This is a genomic window from Leptospiraceae bacterium (assembly GCA_024233835.1).
Taxonomy (GTDB): Bacteria; Spirochaetota; Leptospiria; order Leptospirales; family Leptospiraceae; genus JACKPC01.
This window is the reverse complement of the sequence record JACKPC010000002.1, coordinates 761,980-775,172: the sequence shown is the minus strand read 5'-3', so window position 1 is coordinate 775,172 and position 13,193 is coordinate 761,980. Positions and strand designations below refer to the sequence as shown.

The following is a 13,193-nucleotide window of genomic DNA, read 5'->3' as shown; positions in this document are numbered from 1 at the left end:
CTAAAAATTCTCATTAGTCAGCTCGGAAAGCATCCTCTAATTTTTTTATCTCAAACTTTTTCATAGGCAGAAAAGCTTTTGTGACCCGGTTTATCTGCTCTCTGGAGCCGGTTTTCATCATCTCGCTCATAACCGAAGGGGTGATTTGCCAGGAGATTCCATATTTATCCTTTAACCAGCCGCATTGTTCAGCTTCCGGAACTGCAGAAAGTTTATCCCAGAAATAGTCGATTTCTTCCTGAGTATCGCATTTGATGATAAAAGAGATGGCTTCACTAAAAGTAAAGCCATGTACCTGTGCACTATCTGCCGCAGCGAGAAAAGTATCGTTGATTTTGAAATCACTGAACATAATGTCTCCTTCTTGGTCGGGTAGGGAGTCTTTGGGGTAGCGAGCGGTAATTCCTCGAGAAGAGTTCGAAAAAAGGGAGAGGTAGAAATCTACAGCTTCTTCTGCTTTTCCGCAAACTTTTTCTGTAAATAGAAGAGAGGGGGTAATAAAGGGGCGTTTTTCCCCATCCGGCCTGGATAAAATGAATTGCCAGGAGATTCCGTATTTGTCCTGTATCCATCCGTAGAGCTCGCTAAATGGATACTGTTGCAGCGGCATCATGACTTTACCATCTGGAAAAAGTTTTTCCCAGGTTTTTTTGAGATTCTCTTTTGCATCGGGGTCTATAGAAGGATCATAGTTTACGATAAACGAAATTAGGGGATTAAACTGAAAAATGGGACCGGCGTTTATCGCCATAAACGGGGAGGCATTGAGTTCAAAGGAAACTATATCTGAATTTCCGGAAGGGCTTGGAATTTCTTGCAGGCTAGTTATGTTCTTAATTCCTGAATTTGGAAATAAAGAAATATAAAACCTGGCAGCCTCAATAGCTTCTTTATCGAACCACAGGTGAGGTATGATTTTATGAGTAGGATTCATGGTTTGTCCTTAAAATAACAGTCGTTTTTCTATCGGGTAGGGATATACCTTTTTTATAAAGGAAAATAGTCCAAACTTATTTGGGAGCTGTAAAAAATGATTGCCTGATTTTTTCACTGGGGCGATGACAGCAAACGGAGTGTATAATGGAAGATTTTAAGGATATAAATTTTAAACTCGCTGTTATTAATGAACTTATGTATGTGCAGGAACTTTTAGAACCTAAATTTGATATTTTTGAATTTGCAGAGTCCTACAAAAAGAGAAAAATTGATACAGATGAAGAAGGCTATGATATAATTCCTGAAGCTCTGGAATACTTCAAAAATCTACAGCTCTCGGCTGAGCTTCTGCAAAAGATTGAACGTTTAAGTCAGGATGGCGGTGATGATGTTTATATGAATATTATTCCTTACTGGGATGGCGAGGACGATGTATTTAATATTAAGTCTGTTGAGGATTGTAAGCTTGTTCCGAATTTAAAAAGGGTAACGGTTTTTTATGATGAAGATGAGTCCATTTTAGAAAAATTTCGAGAGAAAAATATCGAAGCTGAGTTTCTATAAAGAAAAGAAAAATTATGCAAGTGCCAATAAATAAAAGCTTGAAAAATAAAAAAAGATCGACGAACTTAAGGAATATTTTTTATTTATAGAAAAAACTTTTACTTTTACGTTATTGATTGTGTATATAGAAGAAGAAAAACGGTATTTAGAATTAATAAGCCTTCATGAAGAACTCTTATCTTTCTTAATAAGCTTTAGAAGCCAATATAAAAATCAAGAAAAACCTGGATTCTTATTTCGACCGCAAGGTGATGCTGCACTGAAAGAAGGGAGATGGTTTTATGATCATCCTGAATGGGGTTGGGTAAATCTATATTTTACTAAAAATGCCCAATCAGGTTTTGATTCGAATAATTTAAAATTTGATATTAATATTTCAGGAAAATGGCAGATTAGTATTTGTCAGGAAACAAGTGATTTAGAATTCTGGAATCGTGCCATTCGAAGTTTTTCTAATATACTGGAACGTGTAAATGATAAATATTTTAAGATGCAGCCCTCAAAATGGATTACTTTATATCCTATTGAAAAAGATTATAAGAAGGGACTTCCTGAGGCTATTGAAGTATTTTTGCAGTTTTTAAAACAAGAAAATTATTATATATCAGAAACGAATGATTCTTCTTTACCTATAACAATTATTCCGGAAGGAAAGTTTCAAGACTCATTAAAGTATATAAGTGTAATTAAAAATACTCAGAAAACAGAAAAAATTTATTTAAATAGTTTTCAAATAAAGAAGTATCAAGGTATTCGAGAAACAAACTTAACAAAGCTTCCGGGAAGTCCTTCTTGGATTTTCATAACGGGTGAGAATGGATATGGTAAAACATGTTTTCTGAAAGCTTTATCTATTGGACTCTACGGAGATGAAGAAGACATCATTACTCCTAGAGATAAAGAACCGGAGATTATAATAGACTATACTAAAGAATTTAGTAATCATTTGAAAATTAGAATAAAGAATAATTACAAGTTTCCTTTGTTTTTTCGATCTATAATTTCTCATGCTGCATACGGTCCTTCTCGCTTAGAAATACAGGCAAGGGATAGTCACAAGAAACAAGCTGAAAATAGTACAGCTACTTATAATCTATTTCATACAGATGGCGTCTTAAAGAATATAGAATCAGAACTGCTTATATCTTATTATGATTCTCCTGCAAAGTTTATGGAACTCTGCAATATGTTGATAAAGCTAATTCCTTCTTTAGAGAAAATTGAGTTAGATAAAAAACAGAGAAAAATATTATATTACGAAAAAGCGAAGACACAAAAAAATGGAAATACTACTTTTACTCCTGTTGAATTTAATGATTTAGCTTCCGGTATCAAAAGTATTATCGCTATTGCTGGAGATATTTATTTAAGGTTATCTGATGCTTTACTAAAAATTCATAATTCATACGAAAGCAGTGCATCTGATGAAGGGAGTTATACATCAACGGTCTCAGCCAAAAAATTATTTGGTATTGTCATTATTGATGAATTTGATTTACACCTTCATCCTAAATGGCAGAAAGAACTTCCCGGATTATTATCACATGTTTTTCCGAATGTTCAATTCATAGCATCTACACATAGTCCAATACCTTTATTGGGAGCTCCTGAGGGTTCTGTTATATTAAGTGTAGATAGAACAACAGAAAAAGGAATTGTGGTCAATCGATTGGAAGAAATTGAAAAGGAAATTAAAAATCTTTTACCAAACTCCATTTTAACATCACCAATTTTTGATTTGGAAAATTTATTTCCAATTACACATGAACCAAATTTTCCAATAGAAACTTCCGATTCATATTCGAGTATCACAGAAAAAAAGAAAATTGATGAAGAGCTTCGTACACTGGCCAAGCATTTTAAATTTTCTAATGAATAAAGAAAAATGAGAAGAATTTATAAAGATTTTCATTCTCCACCGGAGGCTTTAAGTAGAGGGTTTAAAGAAAGAAAAATAAACTTATTGGAAAAAAAAAGTCAACATCAATTCGATGGAAGAATATATAATACTGCTACCAAATCAAAACTAAAAGATTTATATCAAAGTAAATGTGCTTATTGTGAGTGCTTTTTGAGTGACTATAGTTTTACTGTTGAACACTATCGGCCTAAAAGTGGAGGCTATAGTTACTATTGGTTGGGTTATGAATGGAGTAATCTTATACCTGTTTGTTTGAAGTGTAATAATGCCAAAGGTGAAAGATTTCCTATAGGAGTTCCTGAACGAACATTAACTTCTGAGAAGCAAAAATGTAGAGTAAGAGAACCCATATTCTTACCTGATGGAGACCTGGACATGGATACAATGAAAGCAGATCATCCTTATTTATTGGATGAAAAACCATATTTTCTTCATCCGGAAATTGATGATCCTGAGAATTTTTTATGTATCACGAATACCGGTAAAATGATTCCTCAGGTAAAAATAGATGAAAATGAATATTATTATCAAAGAGCAAATCAGACGATTGAACTGATTCAATTAAATCGAGATATGCTTATATATCGAAGAAGAAAAATTATAGAAAAATTAGAATTACAATTAAAAAAACAGGTGCTAAGATATTTGAAAGAAGAAAAATATTTTGAAAATTTGGACTCAAGTTTAAGATTATCTTTTTTTGTATTCTTCGAGTTTTTAGAAGCGCAATTTCAGGAAAGCGAGGAGTTTACTTTGACCAGCTTATGTATATGGAGAAATATTAAAGATATTTTGTTTCGACCAATAGCAAACACTTTGGAGAATGAGGATATTTGTAAGTTATTAGAATATGTACTAGGTTTATACAATAAAGAAAAGAAAAATTATGCAAGTGCTTGAAATTCGTGAAGACAATCTCAAAGAATTGGAACTTTTAAAAACAGTAGAGGCAGGGAGTATTCAGCTTTCTGCTGTCAAAGTATCTCATGACCTGATTAGGATAATTTGCGAAGCTTTAAAAACTTATGGGGCGTCTTTACATAGTTTAAAACTTGAATTATTATTTCCTTCTCATCCTTATAACCATGATTTAAAAAACTTTAACTTTTTAGAATATTGTCCTAATTTAAAAAACTTAGAATTAAAGAGATGTGATATTAACGATTCTATTTTTGCTCATCCTAAATTAAGTGAATTGACTCTGAATGAACTATGGATTGCAGGTAAAGCGAAAGTTCAAATAGGAGTGGATTTAGACTCAGCACTCGAAAGGCTGTATATTTATGATTGCAATTGGTGTGACGAAGAACACAATTCCCTTGGACGTTTATGTATCGGTGTAAAATCAAATTTGAAAGTATTTGAATATTCCGTGGATGAAGATTTTCTGGAATGTGTAGCGGAAATAATTGAAGTAGACTCCTGTCAAAAATTAGAAGAAATGTATATTCGAAACGATTCATATTGGAAGCTTATTCTCAAAGGAAAAATTCCGGTATTACAAAAAGTTTCCTGTGATGGAGGAAGTTACGGACAGTATACACTCAGTACAGTAGGAATAGAGGAGGGGAGTTCTGAGTATTTAGTCAAGCTTCGCGAATCCATGAATTAAAAGGAAGTATTTTTTCTTCCTAAAAACTGATTGATTCCTGCACCTACTTCTGAATCCTGAAAAATATACTCCCTGTAAGATGCAGGTTTACGATTAAGGAAGGATAAATGGATTCTACAAACAAGGAAATAAGCCATGTTCGAATTTTTGATACGACACTGAGAGACGGTGAGCAATGCCCGGGGGCAGCGATGAGCGAAGACGAAAAGCTCGAAGTAGCCCATCATCTTGTCAGACTAAAAGTGGATGTAATCGAAGCCGGCTTTCCGATTTCCTCACCGGTACAATTCAAGGCTGTAAATCGTGTTGCGAGGGAGGTGGAAGGCCCCATTATTGCAGCTCTTGCCAGGGCGAAGCGAGAAGATATTCAGGCTGCCTATGAAGCTTTAAAACCGGCGAAATATAAGCGTATCCATACTTTTCTGGCTACATCTCCTATCCACATGAAGTTCAAACTGGGGAAAGAACCTAAAGAAGTAATCAAAATGGCTGTCGAAGCTGTAAAAATGGCCAGAGAATACGTAGAGGATGTGGAGTTTTCCCCGGAAGATGGAACCCGCTCCGAATGGGAATTTTTACGTGAGGTTTGTGAAGCGGTGATTGATGCCGGTGCCACCACCATCAATGTTCCGGATACTGTAGGTTATTCTACTCCAGAGAATTACGGAGCTATGTTTGATTACCTGATTAAGAATGTGAGAGGAGCCGATAGAGTTATCTTTTCTGCTCATTGTCATAATGACCTTGGTCTGGCTACAGCTAACTCGATTTCAGCTGTGAAGAACGGAGCAAGACAAATTGAGTGCACAATTAACGGGATCGGAGAGAGAGCCGGGAATACAGCAATGGAAGAAGTTGTAATGGCTCTTCGCACCCGTAAAGATTTTTATGGAATTTCTACGAATATAGACACAAGCCAGATTTATCGCGGTTCCTATCTGGTTAGAACTATTACCGGTATGGTAGTGCAACCCAATAAGGCTATTGTGGGAGCGAATGCTTTTGCCCATGAGTCGGGGATTCATCAGGATGGAGTAATCAAAAATAGGGAAACCTATGAAATCATGACACCTCAGTCTATAGGACTTGAATCCAATCGTATGGTACTCGGAAGACATTCCGGCAGAGCAGGTTTTAAAGATAGAATTGTTCGTCTTGGTTTTAATCCGGGTCAGGAAGAACTCGACCGTGCCTATCAGAGGTTTTTAGAAATAGCTGACAAGAAGAAAGAAGTCTTCGATGAAGACCTGATAGCCTTATTTACCATGCAGTCAACTAAATCATCTAAGAGCAAGTTTTCCTTGGAATACTATCATGTAAGCACCGGAAGTAATACGGTTCCCACGGCTACGATTAAACTCAGGATCGGTGAAAATGAAGAATTATTAGAAGAGTCTTCCACCGGAAATGGACCTGTAGATGCTGTTTTTAGAGCGATTGAGAAAGCCACCGGCAAAAGACCTGTCTTAGCCAAGCTTGTGATTTCTCCGGTAACAGAAGGAACCGACGCACTTTCAGAAGCTTCCGTTACGGTTATCGAAGGAGATGTGCGGGTTGTAGGGAAGGGGAGTTCTACGGATATAATACAGGCAACCGCTAACTCTTATATTGATGCTCTAAATCGTCTATGAGTAATTTCTTATTTAATAAAGCCTTATATGATTTGAAAGCCTATGTGCCGGGGGAGCAACCCTCCGGTGAATCACAGGTAATTAAATTAAATACGAATGAAAACCCTTATCCTCCTTCTCCCTGGATACTGGAGGCCGGAGAGAATATCCTATGGGAAGGTCATTTGCGGAAATATCCTTCGCCCGATGGAAAACTATTAAGAGAAAGTATTGCTGAGGTGGAAGAAATTTCTCCTGAAAATATACTTGTTACCAATGGTTCGGATGAGGGACTTGCTATATTATTTAAAGCTATATTAGAAAAAAAAGATAAGCTGATTATGCCATACCCTACATATTCTCTGTATCCTGTACTGGCGGATATACAGATGAATAAAATTGAAATAGAAAAAGTTCCTCTTTTAGAAAATTTGCATCTTCCCTTTTCTGAACTTAAAAAACGTAAGGGCAAATTTATGACCTTTGCCAGTCCCAATGCTCCTACTGGTATATTAGAAAAGAAAGAAGAACTTATAGAACTGGTGAAAAGTTTTCCGGGTATGGTTCTTTGCGATGAAGCTTATATTGACTTTGCACCGGAAGATTCCAGTCTGATTCGCGAAGCTACACACTTAGAGAATCTCGTTGTATCCAGAACTTTCTCTAAGTCCTATTCTCTTGCGGGTCTTCGGGTGGGCTACCTTGTTTCTACCAAAGAGAATATAACACTTTTGAAGAAGATAAAGGATTCTTATAATCTCGGGATGCTGGAACAGGCGATAGCCTGCGAAGCAGTAAGGGACAGGGAGTATTTTTTTCTTTGCCGAAGAAAAGTTTTAAAGACCCGTGAAACTTCAAGAAAATGTCTGGAAGACCTGGGTTTTACAGTTATTCCGAGTGATGCGAATTTTCTTTTTGTAATGCCACCTAAAGGTTTTACGGCGGAAGAGCTATTTCTTTATTTAAAGGAACAGAATATTCTAATTCGCTATTTTAGTGAGGGAACTACTTCCAAATATTTAAGAATTTCCATAGGTATCCAGGAAGAGATGCAAGTGCTACATGAGAAATTAAAGGAATACTTGAAGCGGCATTAGAGAAATTTTAGGAAAGTAGAAGGGAAGGATTTTTTCAGAAAGATACTTTCCCGAATTTGTAAAATGATATTAAAAAACAATGTGGGTATTTTATGCTTGATTGATGATTCCCATTTCCCAGTTTTGGAAGGATATTGAGATCCTGTTATTAAGTAGTTTCTTGAATTAAAAATAACTGGACAAATACATTTATTTCCCAAAAATGAAGTAGCATGGCGAGAAAATTCAAAAAAATTCCTATTGGGAATAGCAACTTCGAAGAAATTATAGAAGAGGGATTTTATTATGTAGATAAAAGCCTGTTTATCCAGGAAATATTGGATTCAGGCTCAAAAGTCAGTTTGATTACCCGTCCCCGACGTTTTGGAAAAACGATCAACCTGATGATGCTAAAAGCTTTTTTTGAATTGGACATGCAAGACTTCAGAGATAGAAAGCTTTCTTCCTTGCAAACAAGCTCCCGGCAGCATCCGAAAGAAAAGCTATTTCATAAACTCGCCATCTGGCAGCAGGGAGAAGAATACACCTCTCATCAGGGCAAATATCCTGTTATTTTTTTAAGTCTGAAGGATTCCAAAAAAAATACCTGGTCGCTTTCTTATCAGCTCCTAAAGCAAATTATTGCTGATGAGTATAAGAAGCATAAGTATTTATTAGAATCGGATTATCTGGACCAAACAGAGAAGAATGATTTTCAAAGAATTCTTACACGGGAAGCAAGTGAATTTATACTTGGAGATTCTTTAAAATCTCTCATCAAACACCTTTATCATTATCATAATCAGAAAGTTATCGTGTTGATAGACGAATATGACTCACCGGTGCATGAAGCTTATGAACACGGCTTTTATCAGGAGATAATAGAGTTCTTACTTTCGTTTTTAGGTGGGGCCTTGAAAGACAATAAAAATTTAGAAAGAGCTGTTATCACGGGTATTTTGCGCGTAACCAAGGAAAATATATTTTCGGATTTGAACAACCCGGACATCATTACCCTATTGAATGATAAATATGCAGATAAATTTGGATTCACAGAAGCTGAGGTCGTAAAATTTTTAAACGACTATCAGCTTGAATACGAAATGGAAAATGTAAAGAAGTGGTATGATGGTTATGTGATAGGAAAGGTCAGTGACATTTACAACCCCTGGTCAATTCTTAATTTTGTTGACAAGCACGAGGAAGGCTTCAAGCCCTACTGGGTGAATACCTCAAGAAATACCCTTATCAACCATTTATTAGCCCATTCTAATAAAGACGTTAAAAATGAATTAGAACAATTGATAGCCAACAATTCCATTACTAAAAGAATCAATAGCCATATTATTTTTTCAGATATAGAAAGGAATAGTGAAGCTTTATGGAGCTTTCTCTTGTTTTCCGGTTATTTAAAAACCACAAAAATAATTCAGGACGGAAAAAATATTCAGTATGAATTAATGATTCCTAATCTTGAGGTGGAATATGTTTTTGAGACTTTTATAGAAGAATGGTTCACAAATTATTTAGCAGATGGTGAAATTACAGTTCTATTTCGTGCATTGTTAAGCGGTGATTATAAAACGGTAAGGCAGGCTCTACAAAAATATGTTTTAGGAGCCATGAGCTTTTTTGATCCAACAGGTAGTGAACCGGAAAAGGTTTACCATGCCTTTGTATTGGGACTACTTGTGAACATGAAAACTCATAGAGTAAAATCGAATCGTGAGAGTGGATTTGGTCGTTATGACATCATGCTAATACCGCTTGACTTAAAAGATGCGGGAGTAGTGATGGAGTTTAAAAAAGTTGAAGAAGAGGATGATGAGACCCTTGACACTGCCTGTGACGCAGCTCTTTTACAAATCGAAAAAAAGCAGTATGAAACTGAACTTCGCGACTTAGGAGTGCAGGAGATTTATAAGTACGGAATTGGCTTCGAGGGTAAGTCCGTAAAGGTGAAATCTGCATAATAGAAAATCATAGTTTGAGAATACAGTGCTTATTATATAATTGATTTTTTAAACGTAGAAGATAAAGGAATTTGTTTTAGTGCAGGATACGTTTATTAGATTTTAGCAAAACAATACTCTTCATTGTAGGATATTTGAACTAATGATAAATTGGGGATAAGTCTTATTTTGAGTAGTATCCAATGGAATTTTTATTTTTTCTCCATTACAAGAATAGAGCTTTTCAAAGACAAGTGATATTCGCCAATAATAATTACCCGGTTCAAAATTCAGTGTAGTTCTCAGGTTTTGCTCTGAAGTCTCTTCTTCCTTTATGATATTTGAAAAATTTACATTTTTAGATATTTCTAAATTATAACCTAAAAATTTTCCGGGTAAACTCTTTCTTTCTTCCGGTGTATTTGTTTCACAAATAGTAGATACATTGCTTCGGGCGATTGAATGGTATTGGTAATCCCAGGAAAATGTTACATCTTCATTAGCAGGAAAAATAGAGTTATGTAATGGTTGTTTAAAATCAACCTGGTTTAAATTATTTTCTATTTTAAAATATGTATTAAAAGTATAATCTTTAGCTGAAGCTGCAAGTCCCAGAATTGTATCCACATTCTCAAGATTTCTTGATTGTTGTTTACGGGATTGTATTTGTCCGTTTACTTTTATTGCAACTTCGTTTTCGGGAAAAAATTCTACTTCAGTTTCTTTACAAGCAGATTTGTTTTCAAAAACAAGTGTAACTAACCATAAGAAATCACCGGATGGCAGATCTAAAAATAGCTCCTGTATGGTTTCCGGTGAAAACATAGAATACAGGAAAATTGCATTTTTATATTGGTTTTTTGTCTTATCATTTTTTTTATATATGTATAATTTGTAGCCTTTAAATGTTCCACCATATTTCCATAGAAAATCTTTTTCATAATAAGACTCTGCACACTTATCCGCACTATTAGCTAAATTTGGATTGTCTCCCAGATAGTAACCCATATACTTCCATTGAAAAAAAGTTTTTAGTCCACTGGCCGAACTAAATTGAGGGGATGGTTCTGAAAAAAAAATGGTATCAGCAGATTCACCGTATCTTGACAAATCAAATATTATGAGAGTTTCCAGGTCGGATCTGAAAGGTTGCTGGGGTCTCGAAGTATTTAAACAGGCAAAGCCCAGTAATAAAGTCATAAAAATGGCTTTGAATTTTATCAATGCTTGTTTTGAAATTAAACGTTCATTGAAATTCTTATATTGTTTATTAAAATATAAATAGGAAAGTGGAATTGAAATCAGACAGATAAGGTCAGAGAAATCTGCATAACCCTTTGCCCTTTCTCCCCAAAAAAACTTTGTAAAAGCCGTATTAAACGCCTGATTTACATTAATCGATATAAACAAAATTATAGTGAATCCAAGAGAAAAAAGGAAGAGCGCTTTTATTCGCCAATAGTTGAAAATGTCCAAACTCTTAATTAGGATAGCTAAAAAAATTGGAAAAACAAATAGACTTGTAAAATCACTTAATTTTCCGGTAAGCCAATTAGCATAAAAGTTTTTAAGATATAAATCGTTAGCTATCCAGATTAAAACGGATAATATATAAATAGGAGTATAAAAATAATGGTAGATGATATTCATCAATATACCCTTCCTTCTAATGGCTCTGAAAAATTCCAAAAAGATACCGGTTGTAGAGTACAGGCTACAATACGGGTCAAGACAATTGTAGAGATAAATTTGGGATCATATTCTTCCCAGTAAATATTTCCTGTAGGGGTTTGTTGAGGAATTGGACATGGAGCAGCGGCCAATGCTTCAAGGCATAAATCTACAGAGGCTGTCAGGTATACAATATATTTAGAACGATTTTGGCTTGAAATACTGCTATATTCATCATTACCAAGATCTGAAATAATATAAGCTCGACCTGTATTGTAGCCACATTGTATGGCTTTAATAAAAACAGTTCTTTTAATTTTTTTTTCGGCCTCGTACTTTTTTATTGTATCTGGACCATCTATAGTTACCGAACAGGAAAAAAATAAAAAAGAAAGGTATAAGTTAAAAGAAATAAAATTTATAAGTTTCATTACAGCTTCTTCTACAATAATCATTAAGTCCGATGCAACTTGCCAGGAGGAAATTATTAAAAGTATTGCCAGGAGTTGAATTAATCTCAGAAAAATTATGGAGAATATCCAATTGATAGGATGCTACATCTGTTCCGTAGCATTTAATGTATAAATGGTTACCATTATTTTTATTCAAAATTATATTTTGTGAATTCGAGGACAATGGATAATTAGAAATATAAGAGGAACTTGTAATCGCAGTTTTCAGAGATAGTCTCTGAGTCGTAATATAAGCATTGCAGATGGCACCTGTACTTGAAAGAGAGATATCTAAAGAGAAGAAATCGGGATTGAAAGGTGTTAAAGAAAAATAGTAAATATCAATGTCAGTTGGCGAGTTTATACTTCCTGTTCTTCTGATATTGATCAGATTGGTTATATTTTCTGCTGAGTTAAAATACTGGAATGGGAGAGGAGAGTAAATCGCATTTTGGAAAGTATCACCTGCGATAGAACTTTCTTCGGCTGGCTCTTCTTGTATATAAGTTTTTGTAGAATTATCATTTATACTATAGAGTAGCTGAGATTTTGGAGTGTTGCTATTTCTTATTTCATCTAAAATATAAAAACCAATAACACAATCGGATTCAGAAGAATCACAATAATTTCTTTCGTAGCAGGCCTGACGCCCCGGCAAATTGGCATGGCATTGGAATATAAGGAAAATGAGTATAAAAATAAAAACTTTATAGATATTTAATTTTTTCATAATATCTTTTCGAAGCTCAAACAGTTTGGCCGGTTTCGCCTAATCGTGACAAGAATAGAAAAGACCCGTGGTTTTGTAAAGTCTTAAAAGCATTTTGTCTTTTTCTGAATGGAAGCAAAGTTGACGTGTAATTCGGAGAGTTTGGAGTGGATAAAGCCTGTATACAAACCATCTCGAAAAGTGGGATTACGAAGATAGGTAAACACTGGATATATCCTGCTTCTATGCTTACAGCGTGTCTTAAAACAGGCTTATCTATTAAAGAAAAGCAAGCTGCAAGAGCCTGTAGCTTCATTTTCAGACAGGCTCTTATAAAAAACTAAAACATATTCCCTACATCTAAATTGAAGCCTTCGATAGTTTTGATACTTCGATACTAAATTTATTATAAAAGTAATAAATTTCACTCAGCAACCGAAGGCAGAGGGAGTTCGAACAGGTAAGTATCTATCGCGACAAATGCAATGCAGAAGAAGCTCACCTAATTATCTTTGACAGGACAAAAGATAAGCCCTGGGAAGAAAAGCTTTTTATGCGGGAGATGGAATATACTGGTAAAACAATTTACCTCTGGGGAATATGAAGCGCTTGATTTTACTCACAGAGGAAAAATTTTATAATCCGGCCAATCGTAAAAAGACTTGATTCTTTTTGATACCGGGACAAAGT

11 protein-coding genes are annotated in these 13,193 nt (G+C 34.9%); 7 read left to right on the top strand and 4 right to left on the bottom strand.

Going from position 1 to position 13,193, the window contains the following annotated elements; all coding sequences use genetic code 11:
- Positions 1–13 precede the first annotated feature (13 nt).
- Positions 14–934, bottom strand: coding sequence for a VOC family protein (locus H7A25_12670; protein ID MCP5500753.1), 921 nt, complete (start codon positions 932–934; stop codon positions 14–16).
- 146 nt (positions 935–1,080) lie between these two features.
- On the opposite strand from H7A25_12670, the gene H7A25_12665 reads away from it, so the two are divergent.
- The 7 genes from H7A25_12665 (at position 1,081) to H7A25_12635 (ending at position 9,692) form a co-directional block, all read left to right on the top strand.
- A complete protein-coding gene (locus tag H7A25_12665) occupies positions 1,081–1,500 on the top strand; it encodes a hypothetical protein (protein ID MCP5500752.1) in 420 nt (139 codons plus the stop codon).
- A 118-nt stretch (positions 1,501–1,618) separates the two neighbouring features.
- Positions 1,619–3,379 (top strand): AAA family ATPase, encoded by a 1,761-nt coding sequence (locus H7A25_12660; protein MCP5500751.1) that lies wholly within the window; start codon positions 1,619–1,621, stop codon positions 3,377–3,379.
- Positions 3,380–3,385: 6 nt separating this feature from the next.
- Entirely contained in the window at positions 3,386–4,321 is a 936-nt protein-coding gene (locus H7A25_12655) for an HNH endonuclease (GenBank protein MCP5500750.1), read from the top strand.
- Entirely contained in the window at positions 4,308–5,033 is a 726-nt protein-coding gene (locus tag H7A25_12650; GenBank protein ID MCP5500749.1) for a hypothetical protein, read from the top strand. The genes H7A25_12655 and H7A25_12650 overlap by 14 nt, the downstream gene beginning before the upstream one ends.
- 107 nt (positions 5,034–5,140) lie before the next feature.
- Entirely contained in the window at positions 5,141–6,664 is a 1,524-nt protein-coding gene (locus H7A25_12645; GenBank protein MCP5500748.1) for a 2-isopropylmalate synthase, read from the top strand.
- Positions 6,661–7,740: a histidinol-phosphate transaminase gene (gene hisC / locus H7A25_12640; protein ID MCP5500747.1), complete on the top strand. Its 1,080-nt coding sequence runs from the start codon at positions 6,661–6,663 to the stop codon at positions 7,738–7,740. Before H7A25_12645 ends, hisC begins: the two co-directional genes overlap by 4 nt.
- Before the next feature lie 212 nt (positions 7,741–7,952).
- On the top strand, positions 7,953–9,692 hold the full coding sequence (locus H7A25_12635) for an AAA family ATPase (protein MCP5500746.1): 1,740 nt from the start codon (positions 7,953–7,955) through the stop codon (positions 9,690–9,692).
- Between the two features lie 120 nt (positions 9,693–9,812).
- Here H7A25_12635 and H7A25_12630 read toward each other — a convergent pair whose 3' ends face one another.
- The 3 genes from H7A25_12630 to H7A25_12620 are packed head-to-tail and all read right to left on the bottom strand — an operon-like array spanning position 9,813 to position 12,524.
- A complete protein-coding gene (locus H7A25_12630) occupies positions 9,813–11,321 on the bottom strand; it encodes a hypothetical protein (protein ID MCP5500745.1) in 1,509 nt (502 codons plus the stop codon).
- Positions 11,321–11,773: a hypothetical protein gene (locus tag H7A25_12625; protein ID MCP5500744.1), complete on the bottom strand. Its 453-nt coding sequence runs from the start codon at positions 11,771–11,773 to the stop codon at positions 11,321–11,323. Before H7A25_12625 ends, H7A25_12630 begins: the two co-directional genes overlap by 1 nt.
- Complete coding sequence (locus H7A25_12620; protein MCP5500743.1) at positions 11,745–12,524, bottom strand: hypothetical protein; 780 nt, start codon at positions 12,522–12,524, stop codon at positions 11,745–11,747. The genes H7A25_12625 and H7A25_12620 overlap by 29 nt, the downstream gene beginning before the upstream one ends.
- Positions 12,525–13,193: the final 669 nt, after the last annotated feature.